Genomic DNA, 17799 nt, shown 5'->3' on the forward strand with positions numbered 1-17799 from the left:
CTACGGCAGAAGCCAGACGGCGCGCAGACTTTCCACGCCCCCGCAAGCTATAATCAGCCCTTTTTCCAGCAGCTTTCATGCGCATCTTCAGGGGTATCCGGGCACACATCAGTGAGCCATGCGTGCTGACCATCGGCAATTTCGATGGCGTGCACCTCGGCCACAAGGCGCTGCTCGCCCGTGTCCGCGCCAAAGCCGCCGAACTGGGCCAGCCGGCCACCGTGCTGTGTTTCGAGCCACATCCGCGCGAGTATTTCGCGCCTGACACCGCTCCACCGCGCCTGTGCAGCATGTGGCGCAAACTGGCGCTGCTGCAGTCCGCCGGTGTCGACCAGATCTGTGTGCAGCCCTTCAATGCCGACTTTGCCGATCTGGATGCGGACACCTTCATCCGTCAGGTGCTGGTGGAAGGCATGCAGGTTCGTCACCTGATGATCGGTGACGACTTCCGCTTCGGCCGTGGCCGCAATGGCGATTTCGAGGCCCTGAAGGAAGCCGGCGCGCGCTACGGTTTCAGTGTCGAGGCGATGGGAACAGAAGAGGTCGCAGGTGAGCGAGTCTCCAGCTCTGCCGTACGCGAAGCGCTGCAGGCGGGCCAGATTGAACATGCCACGCGCCTGCTCGGCGAACCCTTCGTGGTTGAAGGCTGGGTACAGCATGGCGACAAGATTGGCCGCACCATCGGCTTTCCGACTGCCAACATCCGCATGCGCCAGCAGACCCTACCACTCTCGGGCATTTTCGCAGTGACCGTAGATGGCGGCCCACTGAAACATGCCGTGGGCGCCGCCAGCATCGGTTACCGCCCGACGATTGCCGAGGGCCTCGCGCTGCGTGTGGAGGTCTTCATTCTCGATTACTCCGGCGATCTCTATGGAGAACGCCTATCCGTGCGCTTCTGGCACAAGCTGCGCGACGAGAAGAAATACGACTCGCTGGACGCCCTCAAGGCGGCGATCGGCAAGGATTGTGATGATGTGCGGGCATGGTTTGCCACGCACCCCGAGTATTTGAGCTTGCGAGAACAACATGGCTGACTACAAACCGACCCTGAACATGCCGGACACCCCCTTCCCGATGCGCGGCGATCTGCCCAAGCGCGAACCGAGCTGGGTGCAACAGTGGCAGCAGAAAAATCTCTACGCAAAGATCCGCAAGGTTTCTGCCGGACGCCCTCGTTTCGTGTTGCATGACGGTCCGCCCTACGCCAACGGCAACATCCACATCGGCCATGCGCTGAACAAGGTTCTCAAGGACATCATCATCCGCTCCAAAACCCTGGCGGGTTTTGACGCTCCCTATGTGCCGGGCTGGGATTGCCACGGTCTGCCGATCGAACACAAGATCGAAGTCACCCACGGCAAGAAACTGCTCGCCGACAAGGTGCGCGAGCTGTGCCGCAGCTATGCTGCCGAGCAAGTGGAAGGTCAGAAGAAGGATTTCATCCGCCTCGGCGTGTTGGGCGAGTGGGAGAACCCCTATCTCACCATGAACTTCGGCAACGAGGCTGGCGAGATCCGCGCGCTGGGCACCATGGTCAAGAATGGTTGGGTCTTCAAGGGTCTGAAGCCAGTGAACTGGTGCTTCGATTGCGGCTCCGCACTGGCTGAAGCCGAAGTCGAGTACGAGGACAAGAAGTCAGATGCCATCGATGTAGCCTTCACCTGTGCCGTGCCGGATCAACTAGCGGTGGCCTTCCGTATGGATGCGCTGCCCAAGCCGGCCGCCATCGTGATCTGGACTACCACGCCCTGGACCATCCCCGCCAACCAGGCGCTGAACATTCATCCGGAGCACCGCTACGCGTTGGTCGATGTGGGTGACCGCCTGCTGGTGCTGGCCGAAGAGCTGGTGACGGAATGCCTCAAGCGCTACAAGTTGCACGGAGAGATCCTTGGCCTGGCCGAGGGTTCGCGCCTTGCCGGCATCACCTTCCAGCACCCCTTCTACGACCGCGTCTCGCCGGTGTATCTTGCCGATTACGTCGGCGTGGATGCCGGCACTGGCATCGTGCACTGCGCCCCCGCTTACGGTGCAGACGACTTCAACATATGGCGTGCGAACGGCCGTGGCTTTGACGAGATCCTTAACCCGGTGCAGGGCAATGGCGTGTACGTGCCGAGCCTTGAATTCTTCGGCGGTCAGTTCATCTGGAAGGCCAACCCGAACATCGTCGCGAAACTGGAAGAAGTCGGCGCCCTGCTGCGCCACGAGGCCATCAGCCACAGCTATATGCACTGCTGGCGCCACAAGACGCCGGTGATCTACCGCGCCACCGCGCAGTGGTTCGTCGGCATGGATCACAAGCCTGACGGCACGACCAGCCTGCGCGAACGCGCCCTGCAAGCGGTTGAAGACACCGCCTTCTTCCCCGCCTGGGGCAAGCCGCGCCTGCATGCCATGATCGCCGGCCGACCAGACTGGTGCATCTCGCGCCAGCGCAACTGGGGCGTGCCGATCCCCTTCTTCCTGCACAAGGAAACGGGCGAGCTGCATCCGCGCACCGTGGAGCTGATGGAAGAAGTCGCCCAGCGTGTCGAGAAAGAAGGCATCGAAGCCTGGTTCAAGCTCGATGCGGCCGAACTGCTCGGCGCCGACGCCGCGCACTACGACAAGATCAGCGATACGCTGGACGTGTGGTTCGACTCGGGCACCACCCATTCGCACGTCATGCGCGGCTCACACCCGGATCAGCACGGCTATCCTGCCGATCTTTATCTGGAAGGCTCGGACCAGCATCGCGGCTGGTTCCACTCGTCGCTCCTGACTGGCTGCACCATCGACGGCCGCGCGCCCTACAAGGCCCTGCTGACCCATGGCTTCGTGGTGGATGCGCAAGGCCGCAAGATGAGCAAGTCGCTCGGCAACACTGTGGTGCCACAGGAAGTCACCGACAAGCTCGGTGCCGAAATCCTGCGCCTGTGGGCCGCCAGCACCGATTACTCAGGCGAAGTCTCGATCGGCAAGGAAATCCTCGACCGCGTGATCGAGGTCTATCGCCGCGTGCGCAACACCTTGAGATTCCTGCTCGCCAACACCGCCGACTTCGATTTCGCAACAGACGCGCTGCCGGTCGAACAATGCTTTGAAATCGACCGCTACGCCCTGAGCCTGACTCGGCAACTGGCCGCAGGCGCAGAGACTGACTACGCGAAGTATGAGTTCCATCGCATCGTGCAGGCACTCCAGCTGTTCTGCTCGGATGATCTGGGCAGTTTCTACCTCGATATCCTCAAGGACCGCCTCTACACCAGCGCCACCAAGTCCATCGCCCGTCGCTCGGCACAGACTGCGCTGTGGCACATCACCCAGACCCTGGTGAAGCTCATGGCACCGATCCTCTCTTTCACCGCCGAGGAAGCCTGGGCCGTGATGAGTGCAGATGCCGACGACAGCGTGATGCTCCACACCTTCCACCAATTGCCCGAGCTGACGACCGACGAGACCCTGGTTGCACGTTGGGCAACGATCCGCACCGTGCGCGCTGAAGTCATGAAAGAAATCGAAGCCGTGCGTACGGCCGGTCAGGTCGGCTCGTCCCTGCAAGCCGAAGTCACCTTGCACGCCAGTGGCGCAAAATTCGCGGCACTCGCCGCACTGGGTGATGATCTGCGCTTCGTGCTCATCACCTCAGCTGTCAGTGTGGTCGAAGTGACAGCGGAAACCGACGAGAAGATCATCGTTACACCTTCCGGCCACCAGAAGTGCGGCCGCTGCTGGCATTACCGTGCCGATGTGGGTCGCAATCCGGAGCATCCTGAGCTGTGCGGCCGTTGCGACGACAACCTGCACGGAGCCGGCGAAGCACGGAGCCTTGCATGAAGCGTTTCACACTCTGGCTGGTGCTGGCACTGGCCGTGATCGGGCTGGATCAGTGGAGCAAGCTCGCGGTACTGGCGCACTTTGCCGAGTACGAATCGCTGCCGGTCACGGGCTTTTTCAATCTGGTGCTGGTCTATAACCCAGGCGCGGCCTTCAGCTTTCTCGCCGGGCATGATGGCTGGCAACGCTGGTTTTTCGTCACGCTGGCGGCTGTGATCTGCTCCTGGCTGCTGCGCCTGATCTGGCTGCATCGTACCGAGATTCTGCAGCCGGCAGCATTCGCTCTCGTCGTGGGCGGCGCTATTGGCAATGTGATCGACCGCTTGGCCCATGGAAAAGTGGTTGATTTCCTCGACTTTTACCTGGGCAGCTATCATTGGCCGGCCTTCAACCTCGCAGATTCGGCCATCTGCCTCGGCGTGGCCCTGATGATTCTGGCCCAGCTGCGTGAGAGCCGCCGCGAAAACCAACAGAAAGCCAAGCCCCAATGAGCACTATCCAGCCCGACAGCCTCGTCACCCTGAACGTCCGCATTGCCCACGCAGAGTCCGGCACAGTGATGTTTTCATCCTTCGAAGCCACCCCAATGACGCTGAAACTCGGCACGGGCGAATTGATGCCAGCCATCGAATCCCGCCTGATCGGCCTCAGCGCTGGCCATCGTGAAACATTCCAACTGGCGTCAGGTGAAGCCTTTGGCCCCTACCGCGATGAGCTGGTCGAAAAGGTGGACCGCCAACACGTTCCGGCCGGCATGGATCTGGCAGAAGACACCGTATTTGCTTTCACCGCACCGGATGGCAGCCAGTACCCGGGCCTGGTGCGCCAGCTCACCGAAGCATATGCGCTGGTCGACTTCAACCACCCCCTTGCCGGCCACGCCGTGAGCGTGGAAGTGGAAGTCATCGGCGCGATTTGAGTTTCATCCGAAAGCCAGCATATGAGCAATTCCGAAATTCTCCTCGCTAACCCACGCGGTTTCTGTGCCGGTGTCGAGCGTGCCATCGCCATCGTCGAACGAGCCATCGCTGTGCACGGCGCGCCGATCTATGTGCGTCACGAAGTGGTGCACAACAAGTTCGTGGTCGAAGACCTGCGCGCCAAGGGCGCCATCTTCATCGAAGACTTGGACGAGGTGCCGGCCGGCGCCACCCTGATCTTCTCGGCTCACGGCGTACCCCAGGAGGTGCGCCGCCAGGCCGAAGCCCGCGGCCTGCGAGTGTTTGACGCCACCTGCCCGCTCGTCACCAAGGTACACGTGGAAGTGGCCAAGATGCGTGAAGCCGGGCGTGAAATCGTCATGATCGGCCACAAGGGCCACCCGGAAGTGGAAGGCACCATGGGCCAGGCGGAGTCCGGCATGTATTTGGTCGAATCCGTGGAAGAAGTGGCAGCCCTTCAGGTGCGCGACGAGAACCTACTCGCCTACGTAACCCAGACCACCCTCTCGGTTGACGACGCCCAAGTTATCGTCGATGCGCTCAAGGCGCGCTTCCCGGCCATCGTCGGGCCAAAGAAGGACGATATCTGCTACGCCACCCAGAACCGCCAGGATGCCGTGAAATTCATGACTCCGTTAGTCGATCTGGTGATCGTGGTCGGTTCGAAGAACAGCTCTAACTCCAATCGCCTGCGCGAAGTGGCCGCCCTGCGTAATGTGCCGGCCTATCTGGTAGACAATGCGGCAGGACTCGATCCGGCCTGGCTCTCTGGCAAGCGCCGCATCGGGGTAACCGCAGGCGCGTCAGCACCGGAAATCCTGGTCAATGAAGTCATCGCCCGTCTCAAGGAACTGGGCGCCAGCAACGTTCGGCCACTCGATGGCGCGATCGAAAACATCACCTTCCCGATTCCGAAGGAATTGCAGGCCTGAGGCTCTCTTTGCCGTGATACGGCAATGTGTGACAGATCAGACAAGTCCTTCATTTAATTGTAACAAGGCAAGACCTTGGCCCTTTCGGGCTGATATCATCGCGCCTTCTTTTCAAACACGACTGCGCTCCCATGTTCGGACGATTCATGCCCCGCGAGGGCCGTTTTTTCGATTTCTTCAACGCTCATGCCGAGCAGGTTGTACTGGCAGCCCAGCAACTGGTTGCCCTGATGTCGGCCAGCCCGGAAGACATGCCCGGCATCGTCTCGCGCATTGACGAAATCGAAACGCAAGCCGACAAGATCACGCACGATACGGTGGCCCTGCTGCACACCACCTTCATTACGCCTTTTGATCGCGATGCGATCCATGCTCTGGTCAATGATCTCGATGACATTGTCGACTCGATTCAGGACGTCGCTGAGGGCATCAGCCTGTACAACGTGCGTCGTCTGACACCGGACGCCGTGCAGATGTCGGAACTGACTCTTTCCTGTGCCGAGCGCGTCAAGCAGATCATCAAGCTGATCGGCGACATGGAGCACGCCAGCGACATCCTGCGTACCTGCCGTGAGATCGAGCAACTGGAGTCGGATTGTGACCGTGTGATGCGCTCGGCGCTGGGCCGCGTCTTCCGCGATGAGCGTGACCCGCTGCAGGTGATCAAGATGAAGGCCATCTACGAAGGCCTGGAAAAGATCACCGATCACTGCGAAGACGTGAGCAAGGTTGTCGAAGGTCTGGTGCTGGAAAACGCCTGATCGCTATGGAAACCGTGCAAATCAGCCTGTACGTGGTGATCGCGCTGGTCGCGCTCGCCCTGATTTTCGACTTTCTGAATGGCTTTCACGACGCAGCCAACGCAATCGCCACGATTGTCTCCACCGGCACGCTCAAGCCGACCCAGGCGGTCGCCATGGCCGCCTTCTTCAATTTCGTGGCTATCTTCGTGTTTCACCTCAAGGTGGCTGCCACGGTTGGCAAAGGCATTGTTGATCCGAGCGTAGTCGATCACTACGTGGTTTTCGGCGCATTGATGGGTGCGGTGAGCTGGAACGTCATCACCTGGTATTTCGGCATTCCGTCGAGTTCCTCACATGCCCTGATCGGTGGCATCGTTGGGGCAACGATGGCCAAGGCTGGCAGCGCTCCGCTGATCTGGACCGGTATCGGCAAGACCGTGGCCTTCATCGTGATCTCCCCGATGCTCGGCATGTTGCTGGGCTCGATCATGATGCTGATCGTGTCACACAGCTTTTTCCATAGCACACCTACCAAGGTTGACCGCTGGTTCCGCCGTTTCCAGATCGTCTCGGCCAGCGCCTATAGCCTCGGCCACGGCGGCAATGACGCCCAGAAAACCATCGGCATCATCTGGCTGCTGCTGATTACCACAGGGTATCTGGGACAGGATTCGGAGCTGCCGATCTGGGTCATCATTTCCTGCTACTCGGCCATTGGCTTCGGCACGCTTTTTGGCGGCTGGCGCATCGTCAAGACCATGGGGCAAGGCATCACCAAGCTCAAGCCTTACAGCGGCTTCTGCGCCGATAGCGGCGGTGCGATCACGCTCTATCTCGCAACCTGGCTTGGAATCCCGGTATCCACCACCCACACCATCACGGGCGCCATCGTCGGCGTAGGCTCCTCGCGCCGCTTCTCGGCCGTGCGCTGGGGCTTGGCAGGCAGCATCGTGTGGGCCTGGGTGCTGACCATTCCTTGCAGTGCGCTGATAGCAGCGATCTCCTGGTGGATCGGCCGGCAGATCCTCTAAGCGCTCAAAGGATTAAAAAGGCGTGTCCAAGGACACGCCTTTTTTGTATCTGCCGCAGCTCAGGCAGCCTGGATCGCCACCATACGCCCGAAGTGTGTGGCCGGATCGGCCGCCAATTCGGCAAAACGGCCCTGCTCGACGATCTGCCCCTGCTCGAAAACCACCACCTGGTCCGCCTCCCGCAGAGTACTGATGCGGTGCGCAACGATGATCAGGGTGCGCCCCGGCGCAAACTCGTTCATCAGGCGCTGGGTCACTTGCTGTTCGGTTGCGGAATCGAGTGCGGAGGTTGCTTCATCCATCAACAGGATCGGCGCGTCACGACAGATCGCCCGTGCAATGCCAACCCGCTGACGCTCGCCACCGGAGAGTGCATGCCCCTTCTCGCCCACCGAGGTATCGAGCCCCTCAGGCAAGCGCGCGATGAGTTCGTCGAGGCAGGCGATCCGACAAGCACGCGCGAGTAGCTCGGCAGATACTTCGCGCATCATGGTGAGATTTTCTTTCAACGAGAAATTGAACAGCTCGGTTTCCTGCAGTACGACAGCCACCTTACTGATCAATGCCTCGTGCCGGATGTCAGCCACCGGCGTACCGCCGATCTTCAACTCGCCATGTTCCAAGTGATAAAGACCCAGCATCAGCTTGATCAGGGTGGACTTGCCCGAGCCGGAGTGTCCGGCAATGCCCAGCACGCTGCCACGCGGAATTTCCAAAGTCATGGGCCCCACCGCCGGCTTGTCCCCATAACGAAAACTGGCCTTTTCCAAATGGATCGCATCCCATTCAGTGGGGAAACGTGCCTTACCCTTGGCCAACGTATTGCGCCCCCAGAAGATTGACATCATTCGTCCAAGATTGGACTTGCGCTCGATCATCAGCTGAATCTTGTCGGTGAACTCGATTGAGGCTTCGCGCAAACGGTCGAAATAGGCCGCGTAGGTCAGGAAAAAGCCCGCCAGCAGTGCCCCCTGCATCACCATCCAGCCGATCACCAGCAGGTACGCGCCCCAGGCAATACTGTTGTGGATCTGAAAACACATCCACTTCGTGTTCGACAGGCGCAGCCGCTCGTAGGAAAGCTGGCGCGCCAGCTCTTCGCGGCGAGCCACATTGCTGGTCATGTTATCCGCCGCGCCAAGTGCCTTCACGGCAAGGATGTTGGACGCACTCTCTACAAAGCTACCACTGGCGTTCTCCATCGATTTATTGATGCGATCCGACAACTTCGCGATGCGATAGTCAAAATAGAACTCCACGCTGAGGAGAATTCCCAGGTAGTAGGCAAAGAACAGGATGAACGCCGGGTGCAACAGCATGCAGGCAATCAGCGAACCCACGAAGGCGGCCACTGCCGAGCTGAGGCTGTTGACCATGTCACCGGTCCATTCGCGCACCGATTCGGAGCCCGTCAGGATTCGCTGGGCCTTGTTGCCTGTGCTCTCCTGCTGGTGCCAGGCCAGCGAATAATCGAGCAAGCGCTCAAACCCCCACACCTTGGCGCGATAGCGCGCATTCAGGCTGATTCGCCCGAGCATACGTTTCGATGACAGGCGTACCAGCGCAACCACTGCGTGGCTGCCCGCCAACACACCAACCAGCCACCACAGCTGACTCACGGCTGGGCGCACATCCGGCGCGGCCGCGCCATATGCAATCAGGAAGTTAGCGATCATGCCGATCAACAGCGGCGGCACCAGCGTGTAGAACATCACCGCCAGCAAGACCAGCAGGAACAACAGATAGAACCAGCGCTCTTCGGCAAGAAAGAACCACAGCGCTCGGGGCAGATCACGAAAACGGAAGACCAGTTCGTCGGACTTTGGATCGGGCTGCAGCATCAGGCATTCACTCCGCTCTGGGGCGCAAGATGCGCCGCTCATACATTGTACGCGGCCGATCGCACTGCATCATTGACACTACCAGCAGGCGCCCAGCAAACTCCTGCCCGCATCGCGCTTCACCATGGCGCAGCAAGACGCCGCTCAGGGACAGGACGACAAGATGGCAAAGCCGAAAAACCAGAATCCAAGTGCAGCTCCGGCTGCCTCTGCCACAGCCGCCGTTAGCGGCAACGGCGCATCGCAAAAGGTCTTCGATGCCATCGAGCGCATCCCGGGCTGGCTGCGCACCACGCTATGCTTCATCATCGTGCTGGCGATCGGCTGGTGCATGTACTTCGTTAACCATGCCGAACCCAAGTATGCTTTCTGGGACGAGAACTATCACCTCACTTCAGCCCAACGTTACATAGAAGGATTCGCCCACTTAGAGCCGCACCCGCCTCTTGGCCTGCTTCTCATCGCTGCTGGCGAGAAACTATCCGGCGCCAATCAGGGCATCGACATGAGCGCCCTCACGCCGACGAAGTACATCGACGGAGACAAACTCCCGCAAGGCTTCTCATTTTCCGGCATGCGCCTAGCCCCCAGCCTGTTCGGAGCACTGGGCGCACTGATGTTCTTCGGATTGATGCTTGAGCTCACCGAAAACCGCCTCGTGGCCCTGTTGTTCTCAACTCTTTACTTGTTCGAGAATGCTTTTATCGTACATTTCCGCGCCGTGCACCTGGACAGCTTCCAGATGTTCTTCAGTCTCGGAGCGCTCTGGGTTTTCATCCGCATGTGGAAGCATGAAGGCCCCATCCCCGTACATCTCTACGCCAGCGCTGCAGCCTTGTGCGGACTGGCGATCATGGTCAAGATCAACGCAGCCCTTCTGCTCGCGCTATTCCCTGTGCTCTATTTCAAGGACTTCGGCACACGCCTGCGTGGTTTCGATGTTCTGCACCAGCTACGTCACTTCGCACTCAAGGCTGGCATTGTAACGCTCACGATAGCAACAATCACCTTGGTTGTGTTTGCCCTGCACGCACTGATCGGAAAGCAGCCGGCCAGCGAAGGCACATCCGCCCAGACCGATCAGCAATTCATGTCACAGACCTATAAGGACTACGTCACACGGGGTCAGCATCTGACACCGTCAACGCTGCTCGCCATTACCAACGACTACTTCAGGTTCATGGATCACGACCACAAGGGAGTGCCAAAACTGGATGTGTGCAAACCGGGCGAGAACGGCTCCTCTCCTCTGAACTGGCCCTTGCACAACAAGACCATCAATTACCGCTGGGATTCGGCCGACGGTTTCACACGCTACGTACAGCTCGCCGGCAATCAGGTGAGCTGGTACCTTGGACTTGCCGCGGTGCTGCTCTCGATTCTGACCATCGCCAACCGCCGCCTCTTCGGCGTGGAAGCCGGTGCTGGCCGCAGCTATGCGCTGATCGAAGTATTCACCGGTCTGTATCTGGTCTTCATGCTGCTCCATCTGTATCTGGGCGCACAGCGCGTGATGTATCTCTATCACTACTTCCTGGGCCTCCTGATCAGTTACATCCTGATCGTGCTGAACTGGCAGAACCTGTGCGAGCTGAATCAGATCAAAGCGCGCACCCGCCTCCTGATCGTGGCCGTCATGAGCGTGCTGATCATTGCCAGCAGCCTGTTCTTCTTGCCACTCAACAACCACAAACCACTCAACAAGGAGCAATGCGAGAGCCGCAACGTGTTCTCGCATATCGTTGACTGCCAAGGCTGAACGCCCGCTCAGCATTCAGGAAGCCCGCCCGCCTGCCGTTATTGATGGCAGCGGGCGGGCTTCGTGCCACTCCGGCCGTGAAATCAGTCACGAACACCTGCGCAGACACAGTTCGTGACAAGGCGCTGCCAAGTCCTTCGGCGGCACCACTGATAAAGTAGGCACCCTGTTCGAAAGCCAACAGCCATGCCTTACATCCGTCGTTCTGCAACAGGGGAAATCGTCGCCCTGCTGCATGAAGCCAGCCCCGACGCCCAAGAGTTCCAGTCTGCCACCACGCCTGAAGTCTGTGCTTTTCTCGGCCTGCCGATGATCAACAACTTCGCCGGCCTGGATGCTGACTTCATCCGGGTAATGGAGGACCTGATCGACGTGATGCTGGACAAGGGTTTGCTACGCCTCACCGACCTACCTGCGGAAGCCCAGCGCAAGCTGCTGGCCCGCAAGGACATGCGGCGTAGAATGCAGGGCGCCCTTGACCTGCTGGGCGGCAACGACGTGATTTGACCCCGGACCCTGCGCACCCGATGAGCGACTCAAACCCAAGCGTCACCCCGGCCATTCCCCCCGCTGGCTCCGAAGCCAGTTGGCTACTGGGCGCTCACAAAGCCCACCTCGATCCGCTGCTGGAATGCCTGGTGCAGCTCACCCGCATCCACGGCAAGCCATGGAGCGCCGAAGCCCTCGCCGCCGGCCTACCCAAAGCAGATCACCTGCTGCCGCCGTCCCAATTTGCCCGTGCCGCTGCGCGCGCGAGCCTCAACGCCCGTCTTCTGCGCAAGGATCCAGCCGATATCGACGCCCGCTTGCTGCCCGCCGTACTGCTGCTGCACGGCAAGCGTGCCTGCCTGCTGCTTGATCACACGCCAGACGGGAAATTCCGCATTTCGCTGCCGGAAGCGCCGGAGAGCAGCATCGTGATCAGCGCGGTGGAGCTTGAGGATGCCTACGCCGGCATTGCCATCATCGTGCGGCCACGCTTCCGTTTTGACGAACGCGCGCCTGAAGTGCACAAGTTGCGTGGTCAGCACTGGTTCTGGAGCGCCATGCTCGGTAACTGGCGCCTCTACCGCGATGTGCTGGCCGCTGCGCTGCTGGTCAATATGTTCGCGCTGGCCATCCCGATGTACTCAATGAACGTGTACGACCGGGTGGTGCCGAATCACGCCATTGAAACGCTGTGGGTGCTGTCTATCGGGGCCCTGTTGATCCTGTTCTTCGACTTTGCCTTGCGCAGCATCCGCGCCTTCATCATCGACACGGCCAGCAAACGGGTCGATGTCACCCTTTCAGCACGCATCATGGAGCGTGTACTGGGCGTAAAACTCGCCGCGCGCCCGATCTCGGTCGGCTCCTTTGCTTCCAACCTGAGAGCCTTCGAAGGCGTGCGTGATTTCATTGCTTCAGCGACCGTCACTGCGCTGGTGGACCTCCCCTTCGTGCTGATCTTCCTCCTGGCGATGTTGTGGATCTCGCCCTGGCTGATCCTGCCGGCCGTATTCGGCATGCTGGCAGTCGTTGCGGTGGCGCTATTCTCCCAAGGCAAGATGCATGAACTAACGGAAACCACCTATCGAGCTTCGGCCCAGCGCAACGCCGGCCTGATTGAAAGCCTAGTCGGCCTGGAAACCATCAAGACCCTCGGCGCAGAAAGCGAGATGCAGCGCCGCTGGGAGCGTGCCACCCTGTTCATCGCACAGATCGGAGCGCGCACCCGTCTGCTCTCGTCCACTACGATGAATTTCGCGCAGACCACCCAGCAAGCGGTCAACATCATCACCATCATCCTCGGGGTGTACCTGCTCACCGACAATCAGGTCTCCATGGGCGGCATCATCGCCGCAGGCATGCTCTCGGGCCGTGCCCTGGCGCCACTGGGACAAGTCGCAGGCCTGATGATGCAGTTCCAGAACGCACGAACCGGCCTCAATTCGGTGGATTCACAGATGCAGCTGCCCGTTGAGCGGCCAGAGGAAGCCAGCTTCCTGCATCGCGCCAGCTTCCGCGGCGATATCGAATTCAAGGAGGTTGGATTTGCCTATCCCGGCAACGAGCAGAAGGTTCTGCGCAAGATTTCCTTCAAGCTCAAGGCTGGCGAAAAGGTCGGCATCATCGGCCGCATCGGGTCCGGCAAGACCACGCTCGAACGCCTCATCCTCGGGCTTTACGAACCCACCGAGGGCGCAGTCCTGATCGATGGTGTGGATGCCCGCCAGATCGATCCGGCAGAACTGCGCCGCGCCATTGGCTTCGTGCCGCAGGACGTGACCCTGTTCTTCGGCAGCCTCAAGCAGAACATCATGATGGGCTCACCCCTGGCCAGCGATGCGGCGGTGCTCGCTGCTGCCGAACTGGCGGGGGTCACCGAATTCGCCAATGCCCATCCGCAAGGCTTCGATATGCCGATTGGCGAGCGTGGTGAGTCTCTCTCCGGAGGTCAGCGTCAGGCGGTAGCCATTGCCCGTGCGGTGATCAACGATCCGCCCATGTTGCTGCTCGACGAACCCACCAGCAGCATGGATCACCAGAGCGAAGAGCAACTCAAGCAGCGCCTGCGCGGCTATGCCGCTGGCAAGACGGTGATTCTGGTCACCCATCGCACGTCCCTGCTGGATCTGGTCGACCGCCTGATCGTGATCGACTCCGGCACCATCGTGGCCGATGGCCCCAAGGCCCAGGTCGTTGAAGCCCTGCAACACGGACGCATCGGGAGGGCCGCGTGATGCAAGCACTGCAGCGCCTGTATGCCCGTCTCTCAGCCCTCTACGACCGGGCCATCGACTACGCCGAGCGCAACGAAATCCACGACGACGACGATTTCGGTGCCGATGCCCACTGGGCGCTGGCCGAGCAATCGCCGCGCGGTGCGCGGATTGCGGTGCTGGCCTCGGCACTGGCCCTGCTGCTACTTGTGGTGTGGGCGGCCCTGGCCGAGCTGGACGAAGTTACCAAGGGTGAAGGAAAGGTCATTCCCTCACGCCAGGTACAGGTCATTCAAAGCCTGGATGGCGGTCTGGTCTCCGAGATTCTGGTGCGTGAAGGCCAGCTCGTGAAGAAAGGTCAGTTGCTGCTGAAGATCGATCCGACCCGCTTTGTTTCCAATCTCAAGGAAAACCGTTCCGAGTATCTGTCACTCCTGGCCAAAGCCGAACGCCTGCAAGCCATCGCCGAGACACGCCCCTTCGTGCCCCCGCCCGAAGTCGTCACAGAGGCGCCCGAAATCGTCGCGCAGGAGCAGGCTTTGTTCGAGGCCGTGCGCAGCGAACTGCTCAACAGCATTGGCATCGCCCAGCAGCAACTCACCCAGCGCGGTCAGGAGCTTAAGGAAATCCGTGCGCGTCGCGAATCGGCCGAGCAAGGCTATGAGCTGACCCGCCAGGAGCTTGAGAAAACACGCCCGCTGGCGCGTACAGGGGCCGTTTCCGATGTTGAACTGCTGCGCCTGGAGCGCGATGTATCGCGCTATCGTGGCGAACGCGACATGGCCAATGCCCAGATCCCGCGCATCGAGTCCGCCATTGCCGAAGCCCAGCGCAAGATCCAGGAAGTGAATCTGGGCATCCGCAACAAGGCCCGCACCGAATTGTCCGAAGTCAGCTCACGCCTGGGCCGCCTCTCAGAAGGCAGCGTCGCGCTGGAAGACCGGGTCAAGCAATCCGAAATCCGCTCACCCGTGAATGGCACGGTCAAGCAGTTGCTGGTCAATACCGTCGGCGGTGTCGTTCAGCCCGGCCGCGACATCATCGGCATCGTGCCGAGCGACGATGCCCTGCTGCTCGAAGCCAAGGTACTGCCACGCGACATCGCCTTCCTGCGTCCGGGGCAGAAAGCGCTGGTCAAGTTCACGGCCTACGATTTCGCCATCTACGGCGGCCTCGAAGCCAAGCTCGAACACATCGGCGCAGACTCGATTACCGACGACAAGGGCAACTCCTATTACATCGTGCGGGTGCGCACCGACAAAAGCGTGATCGGCGCCGAGAACCTGCCGATCATCCCCGGCATGATTGCCGAGGTCGATATCCTCACCGGCAAGAAAACCATCCTTGCCTACCTGATGAAACCCGTCCTGCGTGCTCAGGCCAATGCCCTGCGCGAACGCTGAGTCCACATGCCGCATCACGAATTTTCGATCCTCACCGACGACGAAACCGTCTTTGCCCGTTTCCGCCTGCTAGCCGATCAATGGGTCATCCACCGCCTCAGTGGCGCCGCCAGTATTCCCCGGCAAACTGCGGGCAGCCTGATCGTCCTCGACAGCAATGCCCACGCCCTGCCCGCCCCCGGGCACCCGGACTGGCAAAGCTGGAGCCAGCAGCACAAGCTGATCGTAGCCAGCAGCCTGCCGAGCGACGACGAAGGCCTCGCCTTCCTCGAAGCAGGTGTCAGCGGCTATTGCCAGGCCTATGCCCCCCCTGCCACGCTGCGCCAGGTACTTGAGGTTGTGGCCAGCGGTGAGCAATGGGTTGGTAGAAGCCTGCTGACCCGGCTGCTGCGCGGGCTTAACCGTCAGCGCGCCGTACAGGGAGAGGACTGGAGCAGTCGACTCTCCGAGCGCGAACGCGAAGTGGCGCGCCTTGCCGCCTCAGGTGAATCCAATCTTTTCATCGCCGGAGCGCTGAACATCACCGAGCGTACGGTGAAGGCTCACCTGAGCGCCTGTTTCAACAAACTGGATGTCACCGACCGACTCCAGCTTGCCCTCAAGGTTCACGGCCTCCGCCCCTGAGAAAAGCCCCTTCTGAAGAGGTTTTGCGGCATTTTTCGTGGCGTGTGACACATCGCGACGAAAAACTGTACCCAGGTACAATACGAGCACGCTGCACTGCGTCGTAAATTCCGGCTCATTCCTACTAAAAGCCGGAAAAGAGACCCCGCATGGCAGCCTCCAAGTCCACCACTCCCGCCCTCAGCGCCAATGTTGTCCGCATCGACGGCAAGGCCTATCTGCGTACCCCCGAAGGTCTGATTGCCCTTAAAGCCGGGGACCGCATCGAGCAAGGACAGGAAATCGTAGTGGACGCCAAGGGTCAGTTGCAGATCCGCCTGCCCAATGGCGAGCTGCTTGACCTTGGCGGTGGCCGCAACGTGCGCGCCGATGAAGACATGCTCGGCCAGAACACCGAGCGCAGCGAGGCCGCGGTCAAAACACCCTCGGCAACAGACGCCGAAGCGGTTCTAGCCGCACTGAACGCCGGCGAGGATCCTTTTGCTACGTTGGATCCTGCTGCTGCAGGCCTGGGTGCAGGTGGTGCAGAGGGTGGCCACGGCTTCGTGCGCCTGTTGCGCGTCACAGAAGAACTCTCACCGCTCGAATTCCAGAGTGGAACGTCCTTTGTCGCCGAAGCGATCAACATCCCTAACGGCAACGATGACACCCTGCAAGACGCCACCCTGGCAGATATCCAGCCGCCCTCCCCCAGCATTAGCCTGAATTCGAACATCACGCCGGACGACATCATCAATGCCACTGAAGCCGGTCAGTCGATCGCCATCACCGGCGTGGTCGGGGGTGACGCCAAGGTGGGTGACACTGTCACCCTGACCGTCAATGGCAAGGATTTCACCGGCACGGTCGCGGCAGACAAGTCCTTCAGCATTGCGGTGCCGGGCGCCGATCTGGTGGCTGACGCGGATGCCACCATCGATGCACGCGTGAGCACCACCGATGCCGCTGGCAACACCAGCAGCGCCACGAGTCGCGAAAGTTATTCGGTCGACACCAACCCTCCCAGCGTTGCCGTCAACGTCACCGACAGCGCACTGAACAGCGGAGACAAGGTCTCTACCGTCACCTTCACTTTCAGCGAAGCACCTGGTGGTTTTAGCGCTGCGGATATCACCGCAGTGGGCGGGACAATCAGTGGGCTGACGGCCACGTCCGATCCGAGGGTCTTTACGGCAACCTTCACCGCCACTGACGGCTTCTCCGGTACTGGCAGCGTAACCGTAGCCAATGCCAGCTATACCGACTCTGCGGGCAACCCCGGCACAGCTGGCAGCGATACAGTCGCAATCGATACTGTTGCGCCAGGCGTCAGCGTCAATATCGTCGACACCGCGCTGAACAATGGCGACAAGATTTCCACTGTCACTTTTACCTTCAGTGAAGCACCTAGCGGCTTTAGCGCCGCAGATATCACAGCGGTAGGCGGCACAATCAGCGGTCTCACTGCCACCGCAGACCCGAAGGTCTTTACCGCCACCTTCACCGCAACCGACGGCTTCTCCGGCACTGGCAGCGTAACCGTGGCCAATGCCAGCTACACCGATGCTGCAGGCAACTCTGGTACAGCTGGCAGCGATACAGTCGCAATCAATACTGTTGCACCAGGCGTCACTGTCGATATCGTCGATACCGCACTCAATGTGGCTGACAAGGTTTCCACCGTCACCTTCAGCTTCTCTGAAGCCCCGGTGGGCTTCACTGCGGCCGACATCACGGCTGTGGGCGGCACGATCTCGGGGCTCACCGCCACCGCCGATCCGAAGGTCTTTACCGCCACCTTCACCGCAGCGGACGCCTTCACCGGCACTGCTTCGGTCTCGGTTGCGGCAGGTTCCTACACCAATGCCGCCGGCAACACCGGCACGGCGGGCACGGACTCCGTGCCGGTCGATACCGCGCCTCCGGTGCCGACCATCACGCTGGATGCGGCCATCACGCCGGACGACATCATCAACGCTACCGAGGCCGGTCAGTCGATCGCCATCACCGGTGTGGTCGGGG

Annotated in this window: 14 protein-coding genes; 13 read left to right on the plus strand and 1 reads right to left on the minus strand. The window is 60.5% G+C overall.

Annotated features, from left to right (window positions below):
- Positions 1-77: 77 nt before the first annotated feature.
- The 7 genes from C0V76_RS16795 (at position 78) to C0V76_RS16825 (ending at position 7469) form a co-directional block, all read left to right on the plus strand.
- Complete coding sequence (locus C0V76_RS16795; RefSeq protein WP_101944002.1) at positions 78-1037, plus strand: bifunctional riboflavin kinase/FAD synthetase; 960 nt, start codon at positions 78-80, stop codon at positions 1035-1037.
- Positions 1030-3822 carry an isoleucine--tRNA ligase gene (ileS, locus tag C0V76_RS16800; RefSeq protein ID WP_101944004.1) on the plus strand — a complete coding sequence of 931 codons (2793 nt, stop codon included), beginning with the start codon at positions 1030-1032 and terminating at the stop codon, positions 3820-3822. The genes C0V76_RS16795 and ileS overlap by 8 nt, the downstream gene beginning before the upstream one ends.
- Positions 3819-4313: a signal peptidase II gene (gene lspA, locus C0V76_RS16805; RefSeq protein WP_101944006.1), complete on the plus strand. Its 495-nt coding sequence runs from the start codon at positions 3819-3821 to the stop codon at positions 4311-4313. The genes ileS and lspA overlap by 4 nt, the downstream gene beginning before the upstream one ends.
- Positions 4310-4741, plus strand: a complete 432-nt coding sequence (locus C0V76_RS16810; protein WP_101944008.1) for a peptidylprolyl isomerase — start codon at positions 4310-4312, stop codon at positions 4739-4741. The genes lspA and C0V76_RS16810 overlap by 4 nt, the downstream gene beginning before the upstream one ends.
- 21 nt (positions 4742-4762) lie before the next feature.
- Positions 4763-5695: a 4-hydroxy-3-methylbut-2-enyl diphosphate reductase gene (ispH, locus tag C0V76_RS16815; RefSeq protein WP_101944010.1), complete on the plus strand. Its 933-nt coding sequence runs from the start codon at positions 4763-4765 to the stop codon at positions 5693-5695.
- Between the two features lie 146 nt (positions 5696-5841).
- The gene (locus tag C0V76_RS16820; protein WP_254048279.1) at positions 5842-6456 is read left to right on the plus strand and encodes a DUF47 domain-containing protein; all 615 of its coding nucleotides are present in this window, start codon (positions 5842-5844) and stop codon (positions 6454-6456) included.
- A gap of 5 nt (positions 6457-6461) precedes the next feature.
- A complete protein-coding gene (locus C0V76_RS16825) occupies positions 6462-7469 on the plus strand; it encodes an inorganic phosphate transporter (RefSeq protein ID WP_101944014.1) in 1008 nt (335 codons plus the stop codon).
- A gap of 59 nt (positions 7470-7528) precedes the next feature.
- On the opposite strand, the gene C0V76_RS16830 is transcribed toward C0V76_RS16825, so the two are convergent.
- Positions 7529-9310, minus strand: coding sequence for an ABC transporter ATP-binding protein (locus tag C0V76_RS16830; protein WP_101944015.1), 1782 nt, complete (start codon positions 9308-9310; stop codon positions 7529-7531).
- Positions 9311-9473: 163 nt separating this feature from the next.
- Here C0V76_RS16830 and C0V76_RS16835 point away from each other — a divergent pair, with 163 nt between their 5' ends.
- From C0V76_RS16835 to C0V76_RS16860, 6 genes are all read left to right on the plus strand, one after another.
- Positions 9474-11069: a phospholipid carrier-dependent glycosyltransferase gene (locus tag C0V76_RS16835; protein ID WP_158239266.1), complete on the plus strand. Its 1596-nt coding sequence runs from the start codon at positions 9474-9476 to the stop codon at positions 11067-11069.
- A 186-nt stretch (positions 11070-11255) separates the two neighbouring features.
- Entirely contained in the window at positions 11256-11576 is a 321-nt protein-coding gene (locus C0V76_RS16840) for a hypothetical protein (protein ID WP_101944019.1), read from the plus strand.
- Between the two features lie 20 nt (positions 11577-11596).
- Entirely contained in the window at positions 11597-13792 is a 2196-nt protein-coding gene (locus C0V76_RS16845) for a type I secretion system permease/ATPase (RefSeq protein WP_101944021.1), read from the plus strand.
- Positions 13792-15174 (plus strand): HlyD family type I secretion periplasmic adaptor subunit, encoded by a 1383-nt coding sequence (locus C0V76_RS16850; protein WP_101944023.1) that lies wholly within the window; start codon positions 13792-13794, stop codon positions 15172-15174. Before C0V76_RS16845 ends, C0V76_RS16850 begins: the two co-directional genes overlap by 1 nt.
- Positions 15175-15180: 6 nt before the next feature.
- Positions 15181-15798, plus strand: a complete 618-nt coding sequence (locus tag C0V76_RS16855) for a response regulator transcription factor (protein ID WP_101944025.1) — start codon at positions 15181-15183, stop codon at positions 15796-15798.
- Positions 15799-15947: 149 nt separating this feature from the next.
- Positions 15948-17799 (plus strand): retention module-containing protein (locus tag C0V76_RS16860; protein WP_143707451.1); only part of this gene is annotated, 1852 nt, incomplete at its 3' end.

Origin of the sequence: Uliginosibacterium sp. TH139 (assembly GCF_002855595.1) — a bacterium.
Lineage (GTDB): Bacteria > Pseudomonadota > Gammaproteobacteria > Burkholderiales > Rhodocyclaceae > Uliginosibacterium > Uliginosibacterium aquaticum.

Bases quoted from the DNA above. Each gene is read 5' to 3' on its own strand.
- C0V76_RS16845 (WP_101944021.1), top strand. From the start codon at position 11,597: ATGAGCGACTCAAACCCAAGCGTCACCCCGGCCATTCCCCCCGCTGGC.
- C0V76_RS16830 (WP_101944015.1), bottom strand. From the start codon at position 9,310: ATGCTGCAGCCCGATCCAAAGTCCGACGAACTGGTCTTCCGTTTTCGT.
- C0V76_RS16840 (WP_101944019.1), top strand. From the start codon at position 11,256: ATGCCTTACATCCGTCGTTCTGCAACAGGGGAAATCGTCGCCCTGCTG.
- ispH (WP_101944010.1), top strand. From the start codon at position 4,763: ATGAGCAATTCCGAAATTCTCCTCGCTAACCCACGCGGTTTCTGTGCC.
- C0V76_RS16810 (WP_101944008.1), top strand. From the start codon at position 4,310: ATGAGCACTATCCAGCCCGACAGCCTCGTCACCCTGAACGTCCGCATT.
- C0V76_RS16820 (WP_254048279.1), top strand. From the start codon at position 5,842: ATGCCCCGCGAGGGCCGTTTTTTCGATTTCTTCAACGCTCATGCCGAG.
- lspA (WP_101944006.1), top strand. From the start codon at position 3,819: ATGAAGCGTTTCACACTCTGGCTGGTGCTGGCACTGGCCGTGATCGGG.
- C0V76_RS16795 (WP_101944002.1), top strand. From the start codon at position 78: ATGCGCATCTTCAGGGGTATCCGGGCACACATCAGTGAGCCATGCGTG.
- C0V76_RS16835 (WP_158239266.1), top strand. From the start codon at position 9,474: ATGGCAAAGCCGAAAAACCAGAATCCAAGTGCAGCTCCGGCTGCCTCT.
- ileS (WP_101944004.1), top strand. From the start codon at position 1,030: ATGGCTGACTACAAACCGACCCTGAACATGCCGGACACCCCCTTCCCG.
- C0V76_RS16855 (WP_101944025.1), top strand. From the start codon at position 15,181: ATGCCGCATCACGAATTTTCGATCCTCACCGACGACGAAACCGTCTTT.
- C0V76_RS16850 (WP_101944023.1), top strand. From the start codon at position 13,792: ATGCAAGCACTGCAGCGCCTGTATGCCCGTCTCTCAGCCCTCTACGAC.
- C0V76_RS16825 (WP_101944014.1), top strand. From the start codon at position 6,462: ATGGAAACCGTGCAAATCAGCCTGTACGTGGTGATCGCGCTGGTCGCG.